Source organism: Microbacterium sp. SORGH_AS_0969 (genome assembly GCF_030818255.1).
Taxonomy (GTDB): Bacteria; Actinomycetota; Actinomycetes; order Actinomycetales; family Microbacteriaceae; genus Microbacterium.
On sequence record NZ_JAUTAG010000001.1, the window covers coordinates 1,527,361 to 1,550,521 of the forward strand.

Annotated in this window: 19 protein-coding genes; 18 read left to right on the forward strand and 1 reads right to left on the reverse strand. The window is 71.4% G+C overall.

Features of this window, described 5'->3' with window-relative positions; all coding sequences use genetic code 11:
- Positions 1–14: 14 nt before the first annotated feature.
- Positions 15–497, reverse strand: a complete 483-nt coding sequence (locus QE388_RS07150) for a HutD family protein (RefSeq protein ID WP_307384330.1) — start codon at positions 495–497, stop codon at positions 15–17.
- Positions 498–621: 124 nt separating this feature from the next.
- Between QE388_RS07150 and QE388_RS07155 the strand changes: the two genes are divergently transcribed.
- The 18 genes from QE388_RS07155 to QE388_RS07240 all read left to right on the forward strand — a co-directional run bounded on the left by QE388_RS07155 (position 622) and on the right by QE388_RS07240 (position 22,619).
- Positions 622–1,296 (forward strand): IclR family transcriptional regulator, encoded by a 675-nt coding sequence (locus QE388_RS07155; RefSeq protein WP_307384332.1) that lies wholly within the window; start codon positions 622–624, stop codon positions 1,294–1,296.
- Complete coding sequence (locus QE388_RS07160) at positions 1,293–2,390, forward strand: ABC transporter ATP-binding protein (RefSeq protein ID WP_307384334.1); 1,098 nt, start codon at positions 1,293–1,295, stop codon at positions 2,388–2,390. Before QE388_RS07155 ends, QE388_RS07160 begins: the two co-directional genes overlap by 4 nt.
- The gene (locus QE388_RS07165) at positions 2,387–3,037 is read left to right on the forward strand and encodes an ABC transporter permease (RefSeq protein ID WP_275800454.1); all 651 of its coding nucleotides are present in this window, start codon (positions 2,387–2,389) and stop codon (positions 3,035–3,037) included. Before QE388_RS07160 ends, QE388_RS07165 begins: the two co-directional genes overlap by 4 nt.
- On the forward strand, positions 3,034–3,750 hold the full coding sequence (locus QE388_RS07170) for an ABC transporter permease (RefSeq protein WP_307384338.1): 717 nt from the start codon (positions 3,034–3,036) through the stop codon (positions 3,748–3,750). The genes QE388_RS07165 and QE388_RS07170 overlap by 4 nt, the downstream gene beginning before the upstream one ends.
- Before the next feature lie 79 nt (positions 3,751–3,829).
- Positions 3,830–4,744, forward strand: a complete 915-nt coding sequence (locus QE388_RS07175) for an ABC transporter substrate-binding protein (protein WP_307384340.1) — start codon at positions 3,830–3,832, stop codon at positions 4,742–4,744.
- A gap of 35 nt (positions 4,745–4,779) precedes the next feature.
- Positions 4,780–6,450 (forward strand): urocanate hydratase, encoded by a 1,671-nt coding sequence (hutU, locus tag QE388_RS07180; protein WP_307384342.1) that lies wholly within the window; start codon positions 4,780–4,782, stop codon positions 6,448–6,450.
- Position 6,451: 1 nt separating this feature from the next.
- On the forward strand, positions 6,452–8,029 hold the full coding sequence (gene hutH, locus QE388_RS07185; RefSeq protein WP_307384344.1) for a histidine ammonia-lyase: 1,578 nt from the start codon (positions 6,452–6,454) through the stop codon (positions 8,027–8,029).
- On the forward strand, positions 8,019–9,239 hold the full coding sequence (locus QE388_RS07190) for a CaiB/BaiF CoA-transferase family protein (RefSeq protein ID WP_307384345.1): 1,221 nt from the start codon (positions 8,019–8,021) through the stop codon (positions 9,237–9,239). The genes hutH and QE388_RS07190 overlap by 11 nt, the downstream gene beginning before the upstream one ends.
- Positions 9,236–10,117, forward strand: a complete 882-nt coding sequence (locus tag QE388_RS07195; protein WP_307384346.1) for a 3-hydroxyacyl-CoA dehydrogenase family protein — start codon at positions 9,236–9,238, stop codon at positions 10,115–10,117. Before QE388_RS07190 ends, QE388_RS07195 begins: the two co-directional genes overlap by 4 nt.
- Positions 10,114–10,881: an enoyl-CoA hydratase-related protein gene (locus tag QE388_RS07200; RefSeq protein ID WP_307384347.1), complete on the forward strand. Its 768-nt coding sequence runs from the start codon at positions 10,114–10,116 to the stop codon at positions 10,879–10,881. The genes QE388_RS07195 and QE388_RS07200 overlap by 4 nt, the downstream gene beginning before the upstream one ends.
- Positions 10,882–10,884: 3 nt before the next feature.
- Complete coding sequence (locus QE388_RS07205) at positions 10,885–12,087, forward strand: allantoate amidohydrolase (protein ID WP_307384349.1); 1,203 nt, start codon at positions 10,885–10,887, stop codon at positions 12,085–12,087.
- A complete protein-coding gene (locus tag QE388_RS07210; protein ID WP_307384352.1) occupies positions 12,084–13,400 on the forward strand; it encodes a formimidoylglutamate deiminase in 1,317 nt (438 codons plus the stop codon). The genes QE388_RS07205 and QE388_RS07210 overlap by 4 nt, the downstream gene beginning before the upstream one ends.
- A gap of 29 nt (positions 13,401–13,429) precedes the next feature.
- Positions 13,430–14,572: an imidazolonepropionase gene (gene hutI / locus QE388_RS07215; RefSeq protein ID WP_307387075.1), complete on the forward strand. Its 1,143-nt coding sequence runs from the start codon at positions 13,430–13,432 to the stop codon at positions 14,570–14,572.
- 286 nt (positions 14,573–14,858) lie between these two features.
- A complete protein-coding gene (locus QE388_RS07220) occupies positions 14,859–16,586 on the forward strand; it encodes an ABC transporter ATP-binding protein (protein WP_307384355.1) in 1,728 nt (575 codons plus the stop codon).
- The gene (locus tag QE388_RS07225; protein ID WP_307384359.1) at positions 16,583–18,613 is read left to right on the forward strand and encodes an ABC transporter ATP-binding protein; all 2,031 of its coding nucleotides are present in this window, start codon (positions 16,583–16,585) and stop codon (positions 18,611–18,613) included. Before QE388_RS07220 ends, QE388_RS07225 begins: the two co-directional genes overlap by 4 nt.
- Before the next feature lie 196 nt (positions 18,614–18,809).
- Entirely contained in the window at positions 18,810–20,054 is a 1,245-nt protein-coding gene (locus QE388_RS07230) for a glycosyltransferase (protein ID WP_373426605.1), read from the forward strand.
- A 4-nt stretch (positions 20,055–20,058) separates the two neighbouring features.
- Complete coding sequence (locus QE388_RS07235; RefSeq protein ID WP_307384362.1) at positions 20,059–21,393, forward strand: glycosyltransferase; 1,335 nt, start codon at positions 20,059–20,061, stop codon at positions 21,391–21,393.
- A 236-nt stretch (positions 21,394–21,629) separates the two neighbouring features.
- Positions 21,630–22,619: a GlxA family transcriptional regulator gene (locus QE388_RS07240; protein ID WP_307384365.1), complete on the forward strand. Its 990-nt coding sequence runs from the start codon at positions 21,630–21,632 to the stop codon at positions 22,617–22,619.
- Positions 22,620–23,161: the final 542 nt, after the last annotated feature.

Below are 23,161 nucleotides of genomic sequence, written 5' to 3' on the forward strand. Positions count from 1 at the left end.
GCGACCGGGTGGAGTCAGTCCCCGTCCAGGCGCACCACGACGGAATCGGCCGGCAGCGGTTCGCGGGCGTCGAGCCGGATGACGTCGAAGCGCTCTGCGTCGACGATCGGTGCGCAGAGGACCGCGATCGCGGCATCCGGCAGCCGTGCACCGGCGGCGACGACAGCGAGAGTGGGCCGACTCTCGGATGCCATGAGGTTGACGGCATGACACGGGTGGTCGAGCGCCAGCAGGCGTGTCGTCGCGTCCCCGTCGAACCGCGCGATCTCACCGTGGCGGACGTCGAGCTCTTCGCCGTCGACCTCGAGGCGGACGCCGCCGCCCCACGGCACGAACGTGCGGTGCAGGTCGGGGAAGGACGAGAAGGCAGCGGGGTCGTCGAGTCGCGCGACGCTCAATCGCCAGGAGGTCTCGGTGAAGAGCGGCCACGTCTGCCCCCGCCCGTTGCGCCACGGCGTCGCGGGTGTCTCGGCGAAGCGGCGGATCACGGTGGCCATACCGGCACGGTACTCCACGCACTATTGCCATTCTGTGGCAACCGCGTTTTACTCGCTGGAAACATGAACAGCGGGACCGCGTAACAGCGGCCGCATAACGTCACTCGCAACGAAGGGAGGACGCATGGCCGAAACACCCACCCGCACCGTCGACCGGGCGCTGTCGCTGCTGGGGACCGTCTGCGATTCCGGACCGATCACCCTGGCCGACGCGGCCCGCGCCGCGGAGCTGTCCGCGAGCACCGCTCTCCGACTGCTGCGCACACTCGAGGCCCAGGAGTTCGTCCGCCGTGTCGCCGACGGCCGCTACGCCGCCGGAGCGCGCATCGTGCAGCTCGGTGCCCTCGCCCTGTCGAACGACTCGCTCGTCTCGCTCGCCGAACCCGCCCTCGCCCGCGTCGTCGCCGAGACGGGCGAGTCCTGTTACCTCGCCGTCCGCGGGGCGGGTGACACGGCCCTCTACATCGCGATCGTCGAGGGAACGCACTCCATCCGCCACGCGAGCTGGGTGGGTCGGACGATCCCGCTGCACGGGTCCGCCGCCGGTGCGGTGCTCGAGGGTCAGACCGGCGAGGCCGGCTACGTCGTCGTCATGCAGGGCGTCGAGGACGACGTCACCGCGATCGCCGCCCCCGTCGTCGTGGGCGGGAGGGTCGTGGCATCCCTCTCCGTCGTCGTCCCGAGCTACCGCACGACCGACGTCAAGAACGCGGCGATCGGACGCCTGCTCGTCGCGGAGAGCCGGTCGATCCTGGCGCACCCCGAACTTCCCGCTGCGGCTGAGGAGCGCGCTCGATGATCACCTTCCAGAACGTCACCAAGCGCTACGGCGACACGGTCGCGGTCGACGACCTGCAGCTCGTGGCGCCGTCCGGAAAGCTCACGATCCTCGTCGGCCCGTCGGGATGCGGCAAGACGACCTCGTTGCGGATGGTCAACCGGCTCATCCGGCCGACCTCCGGCGACATCCTGCTCGACGGGGAGTCGACAGCGGGCATGGATGTCGCCGCCCTCCGCCGCCGGATCGGCTACGTCATCCAGCACGCGGGACTGTTCCCGCACCGCACGATCGCCGACAACATCGCCACGACCCCGCGGCTGGCGGGCGTGCCCGCGAAGCAGGCGCGAAGCCGCGCGATCGAGCTGATGGAACGCGTCGGACTCCCGGCGTCGTTCGCCTCGCGGTATCCCTGGCAGCTGTCCGGGGGGCAGCAGCAGCGCGTCGGCGTCGCCCGTGCCCTTGCGGCCGACCCCGCCTTCATGCTGATGGACGAACCGTTCAGCGCCGTCGACCCCGTCGTCCGCGCGCAGTTGCAGGACGAGTTCCTGCGCATCCAGCGCGAAGAGGGAAAGACCATCGTCATGGTCACGCACGACATCGACGAGGCGCTCAAGCTCGGCGACTACGTCGCGGTGATGCGCACGGGCGGACGCCTCGCCCAGCTCGCCACCCCCGAAGAACTGCTGACCAGCCCGGCCGACGCCTTCGTCGCGGACTTCGTCGGGCGCGACCGCGGCTACCGCTCCCTCGGCTTCCGCTCGGTCTCCGACCTGCCGCTGACGCTCGAGCCGACCGTCGTCGTGGGCACCCCTGTGGCCGAGGCGCGGGGCGCGACCGACGACGACTGGCTCCTGGTGGTCGACGGCGAGCGGCGCCCGCTCGGTTGGGTCGAGCCGCGTCGTCTGAACGGCCCGATCGCCGTGTCCGACCTGAATCTCGCCGGCACCGTCGCTCCGCGCGAGGGAACCCTGCGGCAGGTGCTCGACGCAGCCCTCAGCGCCCCGAGCCGTCGCGGCGTGATCGTGGACGACGCCGGAGCGGTCGCGGGATCCGTGACGGCCGCAGCCGTGGTCGCGATGATCCCCGAGCTCGACGCGGGGGCGGCGGCATGAACCTCGACTGGGTGTTCCGCGAGAGCGACAACATCCTCGGACTGCTCGCGTCCCACATCGCACTCTCGGTCGTCCCGGTGATCGTCGGCCTCGTTCTCGCACTCCCGCTCGGTTGGGCGGCCCAGCGCAGCGGCGTGTTCAAGACGGGCCTGTTGAGCATCACCGGACTGCTCTACACGATCCCCTCTCTCGCTCTCTTCGTGCTGCTGCCCTCGGTGCTCGGGACCCGCATCCTCGACCCGCTCAACGTCATCGTCGCGCTGACCGTGTACACGCTGGCACTGCTGGTCCGCACGGTCTCGGACGGGCTCGACTCGGTCGCCCCCGAGACCCTGCAGGCAGCGGATGCCATGGGCTACCGGCCCCTTCACCGGCTGCTGTCGGTGGAGCTTCCGGTGGCCGTGCCGGTCATCGCGGCGGGGCTGCGCGTCGCGGTGGTCTCCAACGTCAGCGTCGTCTCGATCGCGGCTCTGATCGGCACCCCCCAGCTCGGACTGCTGTTCACGCAGGGCGCGCAGCTGCGGTTCCTCACCCCGATCATCGTCGGCATCGTGCTCTGTCTCGTGCTGGCCCTCGTGCTCGACGGACTCGTGCTGCTCCTGGCGCGCGTGATGACCCCGTGGACCCCGAGAGGAGCACACGCGTGATCGACTACCTGCTCGACCCGAACAACTGGACCGGGTCCGGCGGCATCCCGGTCCTCGTCGGACAGCACCTGATCTACACCGCCGTCGCCCTCGTCATCGCGGCAGCGATCGGGGTTCCCGCGGGCCTCTACGTCGGGCACACCGGACGCGGCGTCGTCGTCATCGCCGGCTTCGCGAACGCCCTGCGCGCCCTGCCGACGCTGGGACTGATCGTCCTGCTCGTCATGATCGTGGCACCGCTCATCGCGTCGGATCTCGCGTTCGTCATCCCCAGCATCATCGTGCTCGTGCTGTTGGCGATCCCGCCCATCATGACGAACACGTACGCCGGCATCCGAGCCGTGGATGCCGCCGCCGTCGACGCCGCCGTGGGGATGGGGTACCGGCCCCTCCGAGTGCTGTTCTCGGTGCAGGTGCCGTGCGCACTGCCGCTGATCATCTCGGGCTTCCGCGGAGCGACCCTCCAGGTCATCTCGACCGCGACCATCGCCGCCTACGTCTCGCTCGGTGGCCTCGGTCGCCTCATCATCGACGGCCGCGCGCAGAACGACTACGACAAGATGCTCGTCGGCGCGCTGCTGGTGGCGATCCTCGCGCTCGTCGTCGACCTGCTGCTCGCCCTCGCCGCGCGTGTCTTCGTCTCTCCGGGCCTCGACCGCCGGACCTCTCGCATCCCCCTGCGCGTTCGGCGCTCCGCCGTCGCCGCTTCCTGACCCGTTCCATCCGAAAGCACCACCCGACCCGCACCACCGCTTTTCTCGCTCCGTGCTCCGCACGACGAAAGGAACCCTGATGATCCGTACCCGCATCGCCGCGGCGGCCGCCCTCGCGACCGTCGCCGCCCTCGCCCTCTCCGCCTGCTCCTCGGGCGGCAACCCGCTCGCTGCGGGCGATGACCAGTCCGCTCCGGCCGACAGCATCGTCATCGGCTCGGCCGACTTCCCCGAGAGCCAGCTGCTCGCGACCATCTACGCCCAGGCGCTCACCGGGGCCGGCGTCGAGGCGACCACGCGCCTGAACATCGGCAGCCGCGAGGTGTACATGCCGGCCCTCCTCGACGGCTCGATCAACATGCTCCCCGAGTACACGGGCGCGACCCTCAGCTACCTCACGAAGGGCGACGCGGGCGTCTCGAGCTCGGCCGACGTGGCCGCCGCGCTCGAGAAGGCGCTGCCCGAGGGCATCACCATGCTGACGCCGTCACAGGCCCAGGACTCCGACGTGCTCGCCGTGAGCAAAGAGACCGCCGCGAAGTACAACCTCAAGACCATCGAGGATCTCAAGCCGTACGCGGCCGAGATGGTGCTCGGCGGCCCGCCCGAGTGGCCGACGCGCCACGAGGGCGTCCAGGGCCTCCAGGAGGTCTACGGCCTCACGTTCAAGGAGTTCAAGGCGCTCGACGTGGGCGGCCCGCTGACGATCGCGGCCCTCACGAACGGCCAGATCCAGGCGGCCGACATGTACTCGACCTCTCCCGCCATGAAGGACTTCGTCGCTCTGGAAGACAACCTGAACCTCTTCCCCGCGCAGAACATCGTGCCGATCATGGCGGCCGGCAAGAAGACCGACAAGGTGACCGAGGTGCTCGACAAGGTCTCGGCGGCGCTGACCACGCAGGACCTCATCGACATGAACGCCAAGCTCGACGACCAGCAGAGCCTCGACGACGTCGCGGCCGAGTGGATCTCCGCCCACGACCTGGGCTGATCGCGCGAACGCTCCACCAGAAAGAGAGACAAGAGATGACCGGAAGCCGCGCGGTGCGCGCGCCGCGAGGGACGACCCTGACAGCCAAGAGCTGGCAGACCGAGGCCCCGCTGCGGATGCTCATGAACAACCTCGACCCCGAGGTCGCGGAACGGCCCGAAGACCTCATCGTCTACGGAGGCACGGGGAAGGCCGCCCGCAACTGGGCGAGCTACGACGCGATCGTGGCGACCCTCGCCGACCTCGACGACGACGAGACGCTGCTGGTGCAGTCGGGCAAGCCCGTGGGGGTGTTCCGCACCAACGTGTGGGCACCGCGCGTGCTTCTGGCCAACTCCAACCTCGTCGGCGACTGGGCCACCTGGCCCGAGTTCCGCCGGCTCGAGGCCGAAGGTCTCATGATGTACGGCCAGATGACGGCCGGGTCGTGGATCTACATCGGCACGCAGGGCATTCTGCAGGGCACGTACGAGACGTTCGGCGCCGTGGCGCGCAAGCGCTTCGGCGGCACGCTGGCCGGCACCCTCACCGTCACGGGCGGCTGCGGCGGCATGGGCGGCGCGCAGCCGCTGTCGGTCACGCTCAACGGCGGCGTCGTGCTCATCGTCGACGTCGATGAGACGCGCCTTCGCCGTCGCCAGGGCAAGCGCTACCTCGACGAGGTCACCACCGACCTCGACGACGCCCTCGAGCGGGTGCTCGCGGCGAAGGCCGAGGGACGGGCCCTGTCGGTCGGTCTCGTCGGCAACAGCGCCGAGGTGTTGCCCGAGCTGCTGCGCCGCGAGGTGCCGGTCGACATCGTCACCGACCAGACCTCGGCCCACGACCCGCTCGCCTACCTTCCCGCGGGCATCGCGTTCGAGGATTGGCGCACCGAGTCGGCCCGCGACCCCGAGGGCTTCACCGTCCGTTCGCGTGAGTCCATGGCCCGCCACGTCGAGGCGATGGTGGAGTTCCAGAAGCGCGGCGCCGAGGTGTTCGACTACGGCAACTCGATTCGCGACGAGGCCCGCCAGGGCGGCTACGCCGACGCGTTCGCCTTCCCCGGCTTCGTGCCGGCGTACATCCGGCCGCTGTTCTGCGAGGGCCTCGGCCCCTTCCGCTGGGTGGCACTGTCGGGCGACCCCGCCGACATCGCCGTCACCGACCAAGCGATCCTCGAGCTCTTCCCCGAGAACGAGGGCCTGAAGCGCTGGATCACCGCAGCGCAGGAACACGTCGAGTTCGAAGGCCTTCCCGCCCGCATCTGCTGGCTGGGCTACGGCGACCGGGCGAAGGCCGCGGTCCGCTTCAACGAGCTCGTCGCCGAGGGCAAGATCTCGGCGCCCATCGTGATCGGCCGAGACCACCTCGACTCCGGCTCGGTGGCCTCGCCCTACCGCGAGACCGAGGCGATGGCGGACGGATCGGATGCCATCGCCGACTGGCCCATTCTGAACGCGCTCATCAACACCGCCTCCGGCGCCACCTGGGTGTCGCTCCACCACGGCGGCGGGGTCGGCATCGGCCGCTCCATCCACGCGGGACAGGTCTCGGTCGCCGACGGCACGCCGCTCGCCGCCGAGAAGCTCCAGCGCCTCCTGACGAACGACCCCGGCATGGGCGTCATCCGTCACGTCGACGCCGGCTACGACCGGGCCGTCGAAGTCGCGCGCGAGCGCGGAGTGCGCGTCCCGATGCTGGATGCCGAGAAGGTCGAGGCCTGAGATGAGCCGGGAGGAGGTGGTCTTCGGAATCGGCTCGACTCCCATCGACGAGCTCGTCGCCGTCGCCCACGGGGCACCGCTGCGCGTCGCTCCCGAGGCGCTCGCCGCCGTCGAGCGGACGAACCTCCTCCTGGCCGGTCTGGCTGCCTCGGGGCAGCAGATCTATGGACTTACGACGGGCGTCGGCGACCTGTACAAGGTCGCCGGTGTCCAGCCCGACGTCGCCGACGTCCAGCTCGGCATGCTGCGCAGCCACGCCAGCGGTGTGGGTGTCCCACACGACGAGCCGGCGACGCGCGCCATCGTCGCGGCGATCGTGCGAGCGCTGTCGCGCGGGCACAGCGGCATCCGCCCCGTTCTCGTGACGACCCTGGTCGAGATGCTCAACCGCGGGGTCACCCCCGTGGCCCCCTCGCAGGGATCGGTCGGGTACTTGACCGCGACGGCCCACATCGGTCTCGTCGCGTTCGGCGAGGGTGAGGCGTGGTTCGCGGGGGAGCGCCTGTCCGCGGCGACCGCGTTGGAGCGCGCCGGCATCGACCCGCTCGTCCCCGCCGCGCGCGAGGGGCACGCGATCATCAGCGGCACCTACGAGATCACCGGGATCGGCGCGCTCGCCGTGGCCGGGGCCCGCGCGCTCGTCGACGTGGCCGATCTCGCGGGCGCCATGTCACTCGAGGCGCTGCGCGGCAACACCCGCGGCTACGACCCGCGCCTTCAAGCCCTGCGCCCGCACCCCGGGCAGATCGAGACGGCGCGGCGCCTGAACGCCCTGCTCGCCGACAGCGAGATCCTCGACGCCCACCGCGACCACCGGCTGCAGGACGCCCTGAGCCTCAGGTGCATCCCGCAGGTGCACGGGTCGGTGCGAGACGCGCTCGCCTACGTCGAGTCCGCGGTGCAGACCGAGATCGATTCCGTCACCGACAACCCCGTATTCGTCGTCGACGGCGACGAGCTGCTCGCCCTCCCGGGAGGGAACGGCCACGGCGCGCCCGTCGCCCTCGCCCTCGACACCCTCGCGATCGCGGTCGCCGAGGTCAGCACGATGTCGCAGGCCCGCGCCGATCGCCTCACGCACGCCGCGCTCAGCGGATTGCCCGCGTTCTTGGCATCCGGTGCCCCCGGCATGTCGGGCTTCATGATCCCGCCCTACGTCTCGGCCGCGCTCGCCGGTGAGAACCGCGCGCTCGCCGCCCCCGCCTCGGTGCACACCGTGCCGACGTGCGCCGGGCAGGAAGACCACGTCAGCATGGGCACGACCGCGGCGATCAAGGCGCGCCAGGCCGTGGCGAACGCCGAGCGCATCGTCGCGATCGAGCTGCTCTGCGCCGCCGAAGCGCTGGACTTCCACGCGCCGCTCGCGGCGGGCGTGGGGACCGCCCGCGCGCACGCCGCGATCCGCGCGCACGTCGCCCCGCGCGACACCGACCGGATGATGGCCCCCGACATCGACGCGGTGACGACCCTCGTCACCGACGGCACGCTCGGCCGGATCGTCGCCGAGATCACCGCCGCCGCCACCGCCACCGCCCCAGAAGCCGCCACCGCCCCAGAAGGAGACCTCCGTGTCGACTGACACCCCGCCCCCGTCGGGCGCCGCCCGCCCCCTCGACGGCGTCCGCGTCCTCGACCTCTCACGGGTGCTCGCGGGGCCCCTGTGCGCCTCGATGCTCGCCGACCTCGGGGCGATCGTCACGAAGATCGAGGTGCCCGGGCGCGGTGACGACTCCCGACACTTCACCCCCCACATCGAGGGTGAGAGCAGCTACTTCATGCTGGTCAACCGCGGAAAGCGCTCGATCGCTCTCGACCTGAAGTCCGACGAGGGGCGGGCGCTGCTTCACCGCCTGATCGCGGATGCCGACGTGCTCGTCGAGAACTTCCGGCCCGGCGTCACCGCCCGCCTCGGCATCGACTTCGAGAGCGTGCGCGCGCTGAACCCCGGCCTCGTCTACGTCAGCATCTCGGGATTCGGGCAGACGGGTCCGCTCTCGCACCGCCCCGCCTACGACCACATCGTGCAGGCGATGGGCGGCATCATGTCGGCCACCGGCTGGGCAGATGGGCCGCCGACGCGCGTGGGGGACGCCGTGGGCGATGTCGTCGCGGGAATGTACGGCGCGTTCGGCGCGCTCGCGGCGCTCCTGCAGCGGGCGCAGACCGGTCAGGGCCAGCACGTCGACGTGGCGATGCTCGACGCGATGTTCTCGCTGCAGATGGTGGCGCTCTCGCAGGTGCTCGCCGGGGCGCCCGCTCCCGCGCGGCTGGGGAACGCTCACCCGATCAGCGCCCCGATGGACGCCTACGCGTGCAGCGACGGGCACCTCGTCATCGCCGTCGCGAACGATGCGCTGTTCGTGCGGCTCGCGAACGCCCTCGGCCGCGCCGAACTGCTCGACGACGCGCGCTACGCCACCGATCCCGCCCGTCTCGCGCACCAGGACGCGCTGCGCGCCGAGATCGAGGCGTGGACGAGCGCGCGCACGGTGGACGAGGCCGTCACGGAGCTCGAGACGGCGGGCGTTCCCGCCGCCCCCATCTGGGATGTCGCCCAGCTCGCCGAGAGCGACCATGCTCGGGCGCGGGGCTTGGTGCGCGAGGTCGAGCACCCCGTCGCCGGGACGGTGCCTCTCGTTCCGCAGCCGGTGCGCTTCAGCGGGACGGATGCCGCCGCCCAGGCGCCCGCACCGGTCCTCGGCCAGCACACCGACGACGTGCTCGCCGACGACCTCGGGCTCGAGGCGGATGAGATCGCGCGTCTGCGCGCCGCGGGGGTCGTGGCGTGAGCGGCCCGGTCGCCGTTCTCGGCGCCGGCACCATGGGTGCCGGCATCGCGGCCGTGCTCGCCGCGCACGGTCGCGAGGTCCGCCTGTACTCGCGCACGACCTCGACCCTGGAGGCGGCGCGGGAACTCATCGCCGCGCACGACGGTGACGCCCGCGTCACGACCACCACCGACCTCGACGAGGCGGTTCGCGGCGCGGTGCTCGTCGTGGAGAGCGTGGCCGAAGACCTGGCCCTCAAGCGCGAGATCTTCGCGCGTATCGAATCCCTGGTCGCGACCGATGCCGTGCTGACCACGAACACCTCCAGCGTGCGCATCACCGAGATCGCCGAGGCGCTCACCGACCCGGCGCGACTCGTCGGCCTGCACTGGTTCAACCCGCCCACGGTCATGCCGCTCATCGAGATCGTTCGGGGCGAGCGCACGTCCGACGCCACCGTGCAGGCCGCGCAGGATCTCTGCGCCGCGATCGGACGCGAGAGCATCGTCGTCGACCGCGACGTGCCGGGCTTCGTGGTCAACCGCCTGCAGTACGCGCTGCTGCGAGAGGCCATCGCGCTCGTCGAGGGAGGCATCGCCACCGTCGCCGACGTCGACCGCGCCGTCTCCACGACCCTGGCCCCGCGCTGGTCGTCGCTCGGCCCGCTCGGTCTGATGGATCTCGCCGGACTCGATGTGGTCGAGAAGGTCTCCGGCATCCTGATGTCCGATCTGGATGCCACGGGCACCGTGCCCCGCACCGTCGCCGCCTTGGTGGCCGAGGGGCACCTCGGCGCGAAGAGCGGTCGCGGCTTCTACCCCTGGTCTCCCGCTGACGCCGACCGGGCCCGCGCTGACCGCGACGCCCTCGTGCGTCTGATCACGGAGGAACGGCGATGAGTGGAGTGCGGCAGCACATCGACGGCGCCGTCGCGACCGTCACCCTCGACCGCGCCGAGAAGCGCAATGCGCTGGATGCCGAGACCCTCGGCGCCCTCGTCGACGCCCTCCGTCGCCTCGACGACGATCCCACCGTCCGCGCGATCGTGATCGCGGGCGACGAGCGGGCCTTCGCCGCCGGTGCCGACCTCGGCGACCTCGGCTCGGCCGGCGCCGTCGAGCTGTATCGCAGCGGCTTCAGCGAGCACTGGGACGCGGTCGCCGCGATCCGCACCCCGCTCGTCGCGGCGGTTCGGGGGTACGCCCTCGGCGGTGGCCTCGAACTGGCCCTCGCGTGCGACGTCGTGGTGATCGCCGCCGACGCCGTGCTCGGCTTCCCCGAGGTGCGCCTCGGCATCCTTCCCGGGGCGGGCGGCACTCAGCGGCTGCTGCGCGCCGTTGGAAAGACGGTCGCCCTCGATCTGCTGCTCACGGCTCGTCGCATCGACGGCGCCGAGGCCGCGCGGCTCGGCATCGCGAGTCGTGTCGTCGCCTCGGCGGAGGTTGAGGGTGCCGCGCGCGCCGCCGCCGACGAGATCGCTCAGGGCGCGCCGGTGGCTGCCGCGATGATCAAGAGCGCCGTGCTCGCAGGCTTCGAGATGCCCCTCGGTGCGGCCGTCGCGCACGAGCGCGCCCTGTCGGCCCTCATCGCCGCGAGCGCCGACCGCGCCGAGGGCATGCGCGCCTTCGGCGCCCGCGAGACCCCCACCTTCGAAGGACGCTGATCCATGACGCCCGTCACCTCCCTCCTCGACGCCATCTCGGGCATCGGCCGTGAGCCGCGCAGCGGCGGATACGCGCGCCCGGTCTTCTCGACCGCCGAGCGCGACCTCCGTGCGTGGTTCATCGGTGAGGCGGAGTCCCGCGGACTCGACGTCGAGGTCGACCGCAACGGCATCCTGTGGGCCTGGTGGGGGATGCCGGGCCCCGGCGCCGTGGTCACGGGGAGCCACCTCGACTCGGTGCCCGGCGGCGGGGCGTTCGACGGCCCGCTCGGGATCGCGGCGGCGCTCGCCGCGGTCGACGTGCTGCGCTCGCGCGGGGTGACGCCGGCGAACCCGCTCGCGATCGCGGTCTTCCCCGAAGAGGAGGGCTCGCGGTTCGGCGTCGCGTGCCTCGGTTCGCGCCTGCTGACCGGGGCGTTGTCTCCGGATGCCGCGCGCCGCCTCACCGACCGGGACGGCGACACGCTCGCCGACGTCTTCGCGGCGGGTGGCGTCGACCCGGCGGGGATCGGCCCCGACCCCGAGACGCTCGCACGCATCGGCGTCTTCGTCGAGCTGCACGTCGAGCAGGGCCGCGGCCTCATCGACCTCGACCGACCCTTCGCGGTCGCGGAGTCGATCCTCGGGCACGGCCGCTTCAAGGTCTCGGTGCGCGGCGAGGGAAACCACGCCGGAACGACCCTCATGGCCGACCGTCGCGACCCCCTCGTCGCCGCCGCCGGCATGGTCGGGCGCATCGCCGAGATGGCCGGAGCCGTCGATGACGCGCGCGCCACCGTCGGCCGGTTCGAGCCGGTCCCCGGCGGCACGAACGTCATCGCGTCGTCGGTCGACTTCTGGATCGACGCCCGGCATCCCGACGACGCCGTCACCCGCCGTCTCGTGGCCGACATCGATCGCATGTGCGTCGAGCTCGCCGCCGCGCGCGGGTGCGAGGCCGTGCTCGTCGAGGAGTCCTGGAGCCCCACGGTCGGCTTCGACCCCTCGCTCGCGCGCCGACTCGGCGCGGCGCTCGGCGATGCCCCGCATCTGCGCACGGGCGCCGGTCACGACGCCGGCATCCTCTCGGGGGTCGTGCCCACCGGCATGCTGTTCGTCCGCAATCCCTCGGGGATCTCGCATTCGCCCGAGGAGCACGTCGTCGACGCGGACGCCGACGCGTCGGCCGCCGCTCTGGCGGATGTCCTGCAGGACCTGCTCTCGTGACGTCGTTCTGGGCGCCGCGGGCGTGGATCGGCGACGCCGTGGCGCCGGGCGTGCGCATCTCGGCATCCGAGGGTCTCATCACCTCCGTGGAGACCGGGACGATCCCGGATGCCGACGACCACCGCCTCGACGGACTCGTGCTGCCGGGCGCGGTCAACGCGCACTCGCACGCCTTCCACCGGCTGCTCCGCGGGCGCACGCACGGCGACGGCGGCAGCTTCTGGACGTGGCGCGAGTTGATGTACCGCGAGGCGGGGCGCCTCGACCCGACGTCGTACGAACGCGTCGCGACCGCGGTCTACGCCGAGATGGTCGCCGCCGGTTGGACCTCGGTCGCCGAGTTCCACTACGTCCACCACGCGCCCGACGCCTCGCCGTACGCGCCTGCTCACGCGATGGAGCGCGCGCTTGCGCGCGCGGCCCGGGCCAGTGGCATCCGTCTCACGCTTCTGGACACGTGTTACCTCTCCCGCGGCTTCGGGGAACCTCTCGAACCCGCACAGCGGCGCTTCGGGGATCCGGATGCCGCCGCCTGGCTCGCACGCCTGTCGGCGCTGCGCGCGTCGTTCGCCGACGAGTTCCCCGAGGTCGTTGTCGGTGCGGCCGTGCACTCGGTGCGCGCTGTCCCGGTCGACGCTCTCGAGCGCATCGGAGCGGAGCTCGATCCGTCGATCCCGCTGCACGTGCACCTGTCGGAGCAGCCGGCAGAGAACGAGGCGTGCCTCGAGGCGACCGGTCTCACCCCCACCGCCCTCCTGGCCCGCAGCGGCCTGCTCTCGCCGCGGCTCTCGGCCGTGCACGCGACGCACCTCACCGACGACGACATCGCGGCGCTCGGCGCCGCTCGCGCGACGATCGTGATGTGCCCGACCACCGAGGCCGACCTCGGCGACGGCGTCGGTCCTGCCCGCCGCCTGGCCGAGGCGGGGGCTCGCCTCGCGCTCGGGACCGATCAGCACGCCGTCGTCGACCCGCTGCTCGAAGCCCGCGCGCTCGAGCACGGAGAGCGGCTCGCCTCGGGTCGGCGTGGACGATTCGCTCCCACCGAGCTCGTCGCCGCGCTCACCCGCGGCGGGGCCGTGGCCGTCGGGCGCTCGGTCGGGCGGATCGCGGTGGGGGAGCCCTGCGACCTCCTCGTCCTGGACGAGAACAGCGCCCGCACCGCCGGGAGCGACCCCGGTCAGCTCATCCTGAGCGCGACCGCGAGCGACGTGACGCGTGTGATCATCGGGGGACGCGAGCGTGCCGCCGGCGGCGCGCACACCGACCTGGGCCCGGTCGGCGACCTGCTGCGAAAGGCGATGACATCGTGAGCACCCTCATCACCCGCGTCGGCGAGCTGATGACCGTCGACGACGAGGACCGCGTGCTCCGCGACGCCGCCGTGGTCATCGACGGCGACCGGATCGCGTGGATCGGTGCCGCGTCAGAGGCCCCGGCGGCAGACGAGAGGGTGGATGCCGACGGCCGAGCGCTCCTGCCCGGCTGGGTCGACTCGCACACCCACCTCGTCTTCGACGGCGACCGCACCGCCGAGTTCGAGGCCCGCATGGCGGGGCAGAGCTACGCCGCGGGAGGGATCGCCGTGACGCGGGACGCCACCCGCGAGGCGTCGGATGACCGTCTCGCCGGGCTCCTCGCGGCGCGTGTCCGCGCGGCGCGCGCGCAGGGGACGACGTGGATCGAGACGAAGACCGGCTACGGGCTCGACATCTCGAGCGAGCAGCGCAGCGCGCGGATCGCCGCGGCGGGAGTCGACGACGTGACCTTCCTCGGCGCGCACCTCGTCCCGGCGGGCCGCGATGCCGACGAGTACGTGCGTGAGGTGTGCGGACCGATGCTCGAGGCGGTGCGCCCGTACGTGTCGTGGGCAGACGTGTTCTGCGAGCGCGGGGCGTTCACCCCCGAGCAGTCGCGCGAGGTGCTGACCGCCGCGCGCGCGGCGGGGCTCGGGCTGCGCGTGCACGGCAATCAGCTCGGCCACGGCGAGGGGATCCTGCTCGCGGTCGAGCTGGGGGCGGCGAGTGTCGACCACTGCAACTTCGTCTCGGATGCCGACCTCGAGGCGCTCGCGGGAGGATCGACCGTCGCGACGGTGCTCCCGGCCTGCGACCTGTCGACGCGCGCTCCTCTCGCTCCGGCTCGGCGACTGCTCGACGCCGGGGTCGAGGTCGCGATCGCGTCGAACGGCAATCCGGGCACGTCGTACACGACCTCGATGCCGTTCTGCGTCGCGACGGCCGTGCTGCAGATGGGGCTGAGCGTCGCCGAGGCGGTGCGCGCAGCCACGCGCGGAGGGGCGATCGCGCTCGGTCGCGCCTCCGGTGACGGCGCCGTCGGGTCGATCGCCGTGGGGAATCGCGCCGATCTTCACCTGCTCGACGCGCCGTCCGCGACGCACCTCGCGTATCGACCCGGGATGCCGCTGACCGCGGGCGTGTGGAAGGACGGGCGCCGGGTGGCGGCGCCGCTCGTCGCGCGCTGACGTCGTCGCGCGCTGACGTCGTGTGCGGCGGTGTCGTGGCGTCGAGCTCACGGCGGTGCGCCTGTGCCGCAGCGCCTCGCTGACGTTCGCCCTCCGGTGCCGCGGCGCCGCGCGCTGGCATCCATGTCCCGAAATGTGCGGGTTTCGCGCCCCTCGGCTGCACAAAAGGGGACATGCCGTCTGGGCCGGGTGGTTTCTCGGACCGGGGAGTGCCGATGTCGGAGGTCCGTGCCAGGCTGAGGAGGCGGTCATGGCGACCGTGATCCAGTGAATTCCGGAGGGCTCCGTGCTCGCCAAGCTCCTCATCCGCTACCTCAAGCCGTACCGCTGGCTGCTGCTCGCTCTGCTGGTCTTCCAGTTCGCCGCGGCAATGGCATCGCTGTACCTGCCGCGTCTGAACGCCGACATCATCGACCAGGGCGTGGCCCGCGGCGACACGAACTTCATCTGGTCGCGCGGAATGATCATGCTCGTCATCTCCCTCGGGCAGATCACGGCGTCGATCATCGCGACGTACTTCGCCGCCCGCGCCGCGATGGCGGCCGGTCGCGACATCCGCCGCGACGTGTTCGAGAAGGTCAGCGGGTTCAGCGAGCGCGAGCTGTCGCAGTTCGGTGCCGGCTCCCTGATCACGCGCAACACCAACGACGTGCAGCAGGTGCAGATGCTCGCGATGATGGGGGCGACCATGCTCGTCAGCGCACCCCTGCTCGCGCTCGGCGGCATCTTCATGGCGCTGCAGCAAGACGTGGGACTGAGCTGGTTGCTCGGCGTCTCGGTGCCGGTTCTGCTCATCGCCGCCGGGCTCATCATCGCCCGCATGGTCCCGCTGTTCCGCAGCTACCAGTCCAAGCTCGACGCCGTGAACCGCATCATGCGCGAGCAGTTGACGGGCGTGCGCGTCGTACGCGCGTTCGTGCGCGAAGGCATCGAAGAAGAGCGCTTCCGCAGGGCCAACACCGACATCATGATCGTCGGCCGGAAGGTCGGATCCCTCTTCGTGCTGCTGTTCCCCCTCGCGATGCTCGTGCTCAACGTCACCCTCGTCGGGGTCATCTGGTTCGGCGGCATCCAGATCGACAGCGGCACGGTCGAGATCGGTACGCTGTTCGCCTTCATGCAGTACGTCGCCCAGATCCTCATGGGCGTTCTCATGGCGAGCTTCATGACGGTGATGATCCCGCGCGCGGCCGTCTCGGCGGAGCGCATCGCCGAGGTCCTCGACAGCCACTCCACGCTCGAGCGCCCGGTCAACCCGGTCACCGCCTTCCCCGAGCCGGGGGCGGTCGAGTTCGACGACGTCGCCTTCGCCTACCCGGGGGCCGAGTCGCCGGTCGTGACGGGCGTGAGCTTCGCGGCCCGGCCGGGTGAGACCGTCGCGATCGTCGGATCCACCGGTGCGGGCAAGACCACGCTCGTGTCGTTGATCCCGCGTCTGTTCGACGTGACGGGCGGCGCGGTGCGCGTCGGCGGGGTCGATGTGCGCGAGGCCGACCTCGACGGACTGTGGAAGGGCATCGGGCTCGTCCCGCAGCGCCCGTTCCTGTTCAGCGGAACGGTCGCGTCGAACCTCCGCTTCGGGCGCGAAGACGCCACCGACGATGAGCTGTGGCGCGCGCTCGAGATCGCCCAGGGTCGTGATTTCGTCGAGGCGATGGACGGCGGCCTCGAGGGGCGTATCGCCCAGGGCGGGACGAACGTCTCCGGCGGGCAGCGGCAACGCCTGGCCATCGCGCGCGCGATCGTGCACCGTCCGTCGGTGCTCGTCTTCGACGACTCCTTCTCGGCGCTCGACCTCAGCACCGACGCGAGGTTGAGACAGGCCCTGTGGGACGAGTTGCCTGAGGTGACCAAGATCGTGGTCGCCCAGCGCGTGTCGACCATCACCGGCGCCGACCGCATCGTGGTGCTCGAAGACGGTCGCATGGTCGGTCTCGGCACGCACGAGGAACTGCTCGAGACGAGCGCCACGTACCGCGAGATCGTCGAGTCGCAGCTGGGGGTGGAAGCATGAGCACCCCCGACGCGCTCACCGAAGAAGAACGCGCCGAGCTCGAGCTCGCCGAACAGGCGCGGCTGAACTCCGGCGACTGGGACAGCGTCGCCCCCGGCAAGGCCGCGAACTTCGGGCCGAGTTTCCGTCGCTTGATCGGGCTCCTTCGTCCGCACGCCGTCGCCTTCACGTTCGTGTCGGTGCTCGGAGCCCTCGGTGTGGTCCTCGCCGTCCTCGCGCCGCGCGTTCTGGGCGACGCGACGAACATCGTCTTCGAGGGCGTCGCCTCTCGGGGTCTGGCGGCGCAGTTCCCCGCCGGAACCTCGCAGGCGGATGTCGTCGAGGCGCTCCGGGCGTCGGGCCAGAACGACTACGCGAACGTCATCGGAGCGATGAACCCGTTCCAGGTGGGCGAGGGCGTCGACTTCGACGCCCTGCGTCTCGTGATCGTCGCCGTGCTGGCGATCTACGTGGGATCGTCGCTGCTGTCGTGGATCCAGGGTTACGTCATCAACGTGATCATGGTGCGCACGATGTGGCGCCTGCGCGAAGACGTCGAGGCCAAGATCAACCGCCTGCCCCTGTCGTACTTCGACAAGGTGCAGCGCGGAGAACTGATCTCGCGCGTGACCAACGACATCGACAACATCACGCAGACGATGCAGCAGTCGCTCTCGAGCGCATTGACGTCGGTGCTGACGGTCGTGGGCGTGCTCATCATGATGTTCACGATCTCGTGGCAGCTCGCGCTCGTCGCCCTCGTCTCGCTCCCGCTCATGGCGATCATCTTCGGCGTGATCGGCCCGAAGTCGCAGAAGGCCTTCGGCACGCAGTGGAAGAAGGTCGGGCGACTGAACGCCCGCGTCGAGGAGTCGTTCTCGGGCCACGCGCTGGTCAAGGTGTACGGCCGCGAGAAAGACGCCCGCGAGAAGTTCGAGGTCGAGAACGAGGAGCTCTACCAGGCGAGCTTCAAGGCCCAGTTCCTCTCGGGCATGATCATGCCCGGCATGATGTTCGTCGGAAACCTCACCTACGTCGGCATCGCGGTGCTCGGCGGGCTCATGGTGGCGGCGGGGCAGATCCGCCTCGGCGACGTGCAGGCCTTCATCCAGTACTCGCAGCAGTTCACCCAGCCGCTGTCGCAGCTGGGCGGCATGGCCGCCGTGGTGCAGTCGGGCACCGCCTCCGCCGAACGCGTGTTCGCGCTGCTCGACGCCGACGAGCAGGAGCCCGACGCCGTCGACGCCCCCGAACCGGTCGACGGGCGCGGCGTCATCGAGTTCGAGAACGTCGCCTTCGCCTACACGCCGGAGCACCCGCTCATCAGCGACCTGTCCTTCCGCGTCGAGCCCGGGCAGACGGTCGCGATCGTCGGGCCCACCGGCGCCGGTAAGACCACGCTGGTCAACCTCATCATGCGCTTCTACGAGCTCGACGCCGGGCGTATCCTGCTCGACGGGCAGAACATCGCGGACCTGCGCCGCGACGACGTCCGTTCGCGCACGGGGATGGTGCTGCAAGATCCGTGGCTGTTCGCCGGCACGATCCGCGACAACATCCGGTACGGCCGCGAGAGCGCGACCGACGAAGAGATCGTCGAGGCTGCCGTCGCGACCCGTGTCGACCAGTTTGTGCACTCTCTCCCCGAGGGATACGACACGGTCCTCGACGAAGATGCGGCGAACGTCTCGGCCGGCGAGAAGCAGCTCATCACGATCGCGCGGGCGTTCGTCGCGCGTCCCTCCGTGCTGATCCTCGACGAGGCGACGTCATCGGTCGACACCCGCACCGAGCTTCTGCTGCAGCAGGCGATGGCGGCGCTCCGCGAGGGGCGCACGTCGTTCGTCATCGCCCACCGCCTCTCGACGATCCGTGACGCCGACCTCATCCTCGTGATGGAGCACGGCGACATCGTCGAGCAGGGAAGCCACGACGAGCTCATCGCCCAGCACGGCGCGTACTGGCGCCTGTACCAGTCGCAGTTCCAGAACGCGTCCTCGGGCCTCGACGAGGCCGAGGCCGAGGTCGCGCGCGGCGTGGAGTCCTGAGGAGCGCGTGCCGCGCGGACGGAACACCCGCCGTCCGCGCGGCGCTGTCTCGCCTGGGCGCTCCGCGACCGCTCGATGAAGCTGCCACACGCGCCACGGCGTCCGGGGAGCGCAAAACCCCCTCCGGTACAGTGGAGCAGCCCCGCGAACCCGCCCCGCGTGCCCCTTACCGCCGCACAGATAGGCCTCACCACCCGTGACCACTCCTGCGACGCCCTCCGACCCGACGCCCGACGGCAGTCCCACCGGCACGCCCACCGACGCCCCCGCCGACCGTCCGCTCACCGTCCTCATCGGAGCCGACACCTTCCTTCCTCACGTCAATGGCGCCGCTCGATTCGCCGAGCGCCTCGCTGCGGGGCTCGTCGCCCGCGGGCATGACGTGCACGTGGCGGCACCGAGCGTCGGGCACAGCCACGCCGGCACCTTCACCGAGGTGATCGAGGGCGAGCCCATGACGATGCACCGTCTGCCGGCGTATCGCTTCCTCCCGCACGACTGGCTCACCTTCGTGCTGCCGTGGCGGGCGAAGCACTACGCGCGCAAGGTGCTCGACCAGGTGAAGCCCGATGTCGTGCACATCCAGTCGCACATCGTGATCGGCCGCGGTCTCACGAGAGAGGCGCGCAAGCGCGGCATCCCGGTCGTCGCCACCAACCACGTGATGGCCGAGAACATCCTCGACTTCACGACGCTCCCCGACTTCCTCGACCGCATCTTCGTCAAGCTCGCCTGGGCCGATGCCGCCCGCACGTTCGCGATGACCCGTGCGGTGACGACCCCGACGCGCCGTGCGGCGGACTTCCTCGAGTCGACGATCGGCATCGAGGGCGTCATCCCGATCTCGTGCGGCATCGACCGGTCGAACTACACGCCCGATCTCGAGCCCCGCGACGCGAACCGCATCCTGTTCGTCGGCCGCCTCACCAGCGAGAAGGGGATCGACGTCGTCCTGCGCGCGCTCAAGCTGCTCGACCCCGCCCTCGACGTCACCTTCGACATCGTCGGAGGAGGCGACCAGCGCCGCAACCTCGAGCAGCTCGCCGAGCAGCTCGGCCTCTCCGCGCGCGTGACGTTCCACGGTCACACCTCCGAAGACGAGCTGCGCGCGCTCTATACGCGGGCGAGCGTCTTCGCGATCGCTTCGATCGCGGAACTGCAGTCGATCGCGACGATGGAGGCCATGGCATCCGGTCTCCCCATCGTCGCCGCCGACGCGGTCGCCCTCCCGCACCTCGTGCACGACGGCGAGAACGGCTACCTGTTCGAGCCCGGCAACGCCGAAGAGCTGGCGGCGCGTCTGACCGACGTCCTCACGGCCGATCCCGAAGAGCGTCGCCGCATGCAGCAGGCCTCGCTCGACGGCGTCATCGTGCACGACATCGGTCGCACGCTCGACACCTTCGAGGCGCTGTACCGCGGACGGCCGATCCCGGAGTGACCGCGTGCACGTGGTGATGTTCGCCGACCAGCACCTCGAGTCCCTCGGCGGGGCGCAGGTGTCGATGCGGCTGCAGAAGCGCTTCCTCGAGCGCGCGGGGCACGTCGTGACGGTCGTCGCGCCACGGATGCACCGGCCCGCGCCCGACGACGCGGCGTACATCGACCTCCCCTCGATCGCGATCACGCCTGACCGCGAGTACGCGCTCACCTGGCCCGGCTCCCGCACGGATCGGTTCGTGGATGCCGAGCTCGGCGCCCGACTCCCCGTCGACGTCGTGCACGTGCAGGCGGACTTCTGGGGTGCGTTCATCGGACACCGCTACGCCGCGCGGCACGGCCTCCCCGTCGTGCACACGATGCACAATCGCGTCGACGTCGGGATCGAGGCGACCGCGCCCCTCCCGACTCTCGTCCTCCGTGTGCTGAACGCGTGGGCGCGGCGTGCGTTGCGCGGTGCGCTGACGCGGAGAAGCGCGGCGATCTCGCCGTCCTCGGGCGGGGAGCTGCGGGATGTCGCGAGTTCCGCGCCCGCGTCGCCGGCCTCGCCCGCGGTGCCCGACGCACGCGCGGTCCTCGCCGCGCAGAGCGCGGGCCCGGCCGACGGCTGGGCCTATCTCCGCCGCTTCGCGCGCCTCTCGCGCGCGATCACCGCACCCTCTGGACACTTCGCGCGGCGTCTCGAAGGGCACGGTGTCGTGCCCGTCGAAGCCGGAGCCCACGCCGGCGTCGACGTCATCTGGAACGGCATCGATGACGACATCCTCGACGCCGCGCTCGCGACCGGTGCCGAGGCCCGCCGCCCCGGCCCCCCGCGCTTCGTGTGGCTCGGCCGGATGAGCCCCGAGAAGCGCCTCCTCCCGTTCCTCGAAGCGGTGGCCGAGTCGGGCATCGACGCCGAGGTCGAGATCATCGGCGGTGGTGCCCAACTCCGCGCGGCGCAGAAGCTCGTCGCGGAGCGGAAGCCCGTGGCATCCGTGGTCTTCTCCGGACGCCTCAGCTACGCCGAGACGCTCGCGCGGCTGGCGGCGGCCGATGCGGTGGTGCAGACCTCGATCGGCTTCGAGACGCAGGGGATGACCGTGTTCGAGGCGGCCTCGCTCGGAACTCCGGCGGTCGTCAGCGACCCCGACATCGCGTCGGAGCTGGGCGCCGGCGTCTGGACGGTTCCGGATGCCACGACCTCCGCACTCGCGGGGTCGCTCCGCCGCGCGGCTGACGACATCGCAGCGGGCACGCCGGTCGCGGTCGACCCGACGATCGCGGAGCGGTTCCGCCAGTCGTCGCGCACGGCGGCGATGGTCGCGGTGTACGGCCGGGCCGTTTCCGCCGGGCGCTGACGCTTCTTCTCGCGCGAGGCGGGTTCCCGACGGCGCGCGACGCGCGCGGGGTCGGTGGGGACGGGACGGTAGCCATCGGTGCGGATGAGCCACACCGACGCGACCACGCTGACGAGGGCGAGGGCGGCGAGAGCGATGAGATAAGCCATGGCAGAAAAGCTACGCATCGCGTTTTTGCGCCGCGAGTGGCATGATGGACGGTGTTCGTTCGATTTCTGCCACTCCCTGAGGTGCACATGCGTTCTGTCGCCGTCGTGATCCAGCCGGGTTTCGCTCCGTTCGAGTTCGGTCTCGCGTGCGAGGCGTTCGGTCTCGACCGCACGGATGAGGGCGTCCCCAACTTCGACTTCCGCATCGTGGCGCCCGATCCCGGCGTCGTCCCCTCGAACATCGGCTTCTCGGTCAACGTCGAGCTCGGTCTCGACGCGGCCGCCGACGCCGACATCGTCATCCTTGCGCCGATCCCCCGCGAGCAGTGGCGCGCCGTCGATGCAGGCGTGATCGACGTGGTGCGCGCCGCTCACGCGCGTGGCGCGTGGCTCCTGAGCGTGTGCAGCGGGGCGTTCGTGATCGCGGCAGCCGGTGTGCTCGACGGCCAGCGCGCCACCACGCACTGGCGCTACGCCGACGTCATGGCGCGCATGTATCCCTCGATCGACGTCGACCCCGACGTGCTCTACGTGCAGTCCGGTCGCATCATCACGAGCGCGGGAACCGCCGCCGGTCTCGACGCCTGCCTTCACCTCCTACGTCAAGAGCTCGGCGCCGAACTCACCAACCGCATCGCCCGGCGCATGGTGGTCGCCCCGCAGCGCGACGGCGGGCAGGCGCAGTTCATCGCCTCGCCGCTGCCGGTCGCTCCGTCGATGTCGCTCGCGCCGGTGACTGAGTGGATGCTACAGAACCTGGATGCCGAACTCTCGGTCGATCAGCTGGCCTCCCGCGCGCACATGTCGCCGCGGACCTTCGCCCGCCGTTTCAAAGCCGATCTCGGGGCGACGCCGGCCGCGTGGCTCGCGCGGCAGCGCCTCCTGCACGCCCAGCGCCTCCTCGAAGAGACCGAGCTCGGCCTCGACCGCATCGCCGCCGAGTGCGGCTTCGGCTCGGCAGCCGTGCTCCGCCAGAACTTCGCCCGCACACTGGGGCTGACCCCCACCGCGTACCGCGCGCGCTTCTCGTGCGCGGATGAGGTGCCCGCCGCGCCGCGCGAGGCCGTGCCCGCCTGACGTCGTCCGGGGGCCGGGTTTCGGCATCCGGGATTCGTCCTGTTGCGGCCTCGGTTGCCCCGGGGCGGCGGGCGGGCCGCGGGCCGTGCCGTCGTGCGGAGTTCGTGGGTGCCACGCCGTTTGTGCGGCGTTGTTCGTGGCGTGTCGTGGCCGGACTCCGCGTGGCGGTACGCGCGGTGGTGGGGCGGGTTTCGCCTCGGGGTGATCCCCGCCCGGCGGTCGCGTGCCGTTGGGCGGATTTCGTGGGCGACGCGCCGTTCGGCTGGTCGCCGGCGCGGCGTGTCGTGGCCGGACTCCGCATGGCGGTACGCGCGGTGGTGCGGCGGGTTTCGCCTCGGGGTGATCCCCGCCCGGCGGTCGTGCGCCGTTGGGCGGATTTCGTGGGCGACGCGCCGTTCGGCTGGTCGCCGGTGCGGCGTGTCGTGGCTGGACTCCGCATGGCGGTACGCGCGGTGGTGGGGCGGGTTTCGCCTCGGGTTGATCCCCGCCCGGCGGTCGTGTGCCGTCGTGCGGAGTCGGTGGGGGCCACGCCGTTCGGCTGA

Excerpts from the sequence above, each read along its gene's own strand:
- QE388_RS07150 (WP_307384330.1), bottom strand. The coding sequence starts at position 497 with ATGGCCACCGTGATCCGCCGCTTCGCCGAGACACCCGCGACGCCGTGG.
- QE388_RS07155 (WP_307384332.1), top strand. The coding sequence starts at position 622 with ATGGCCGAAACACCCACCCGCACCGTCGACCGGGCGCTGTCGCTGCTG.
- QE388_RS07160 (WP_307384334.1), top strand. The coding sequence starts at position 1,293 with ATGATCACCTTCCAGAACGTCACCAAGCGCTACGGCGACACGGTCGCG.
- QE388_RS07165 (WP_275800454.1), top strand. The coding sequence starts at position 2,387 with ATGAACCTCGACTGGGTGTTCCGCGAGAGCGACAACATCCTCGGACTG.
- QE388_RS07175 (WP_307384340.1), top strand. The coding sequence starts at position 3,830 with ATGATCCGTACCCGCATCGCCGCGGCGGCCGCCCTCGCGACCGTCGCC.
- hutU (WP_307384342.1), top strand. The coding sequence starts at position 4,780 with ATGACCGGAAGCCGCGCGGTGCGCGCGCCGCGAGGGACGACCCTGACA.
- hutH (WP_307384344.1), top strand. The coding sequence starts at position 6,452 with ATGAGCCGGGAGGAGGTGGTCTTCGGAATCGGCTCGACTCCCATCGAC.
- QE388_RS07200 (WP_307384347.1), top strand. The coding sequence starts at position 10,114 with ATGAGTGGAGTGCGGCAGCACATCGACGGCGCCGTCGCGACCGTCACC.
- QE388_RS07205 (WP_307384349.1), top strand. The coding sequence starts at position 10,885 with ATGACGCCCGTCACCTCCCTCCTCGACGCCATCTCGGGCATCGGCCGT.
- hutI (WP_307387075.1), top strand. The coding sequence starts at position 13,430 with ATGACCGTCGACGACGAGGACCGCGTGCTCCGCGACGCCGCCGTGGTC.
- QE388_RS07225 (WP_307384359.1), top strand. The coding sequence starts at position 16,583 with ATGAGCACCCCCGACGCGCTCACCGAAGAAGAACGCGCCGAGCTCGAG.
- QE388_RS07240 (WP_307384365.1), top strand. The coding sequence starts at position 21,630 with ATGCGTTCTGTCGCCGTCGTGATCCAGCCGGGTTTCGCTCCGTTCGAG.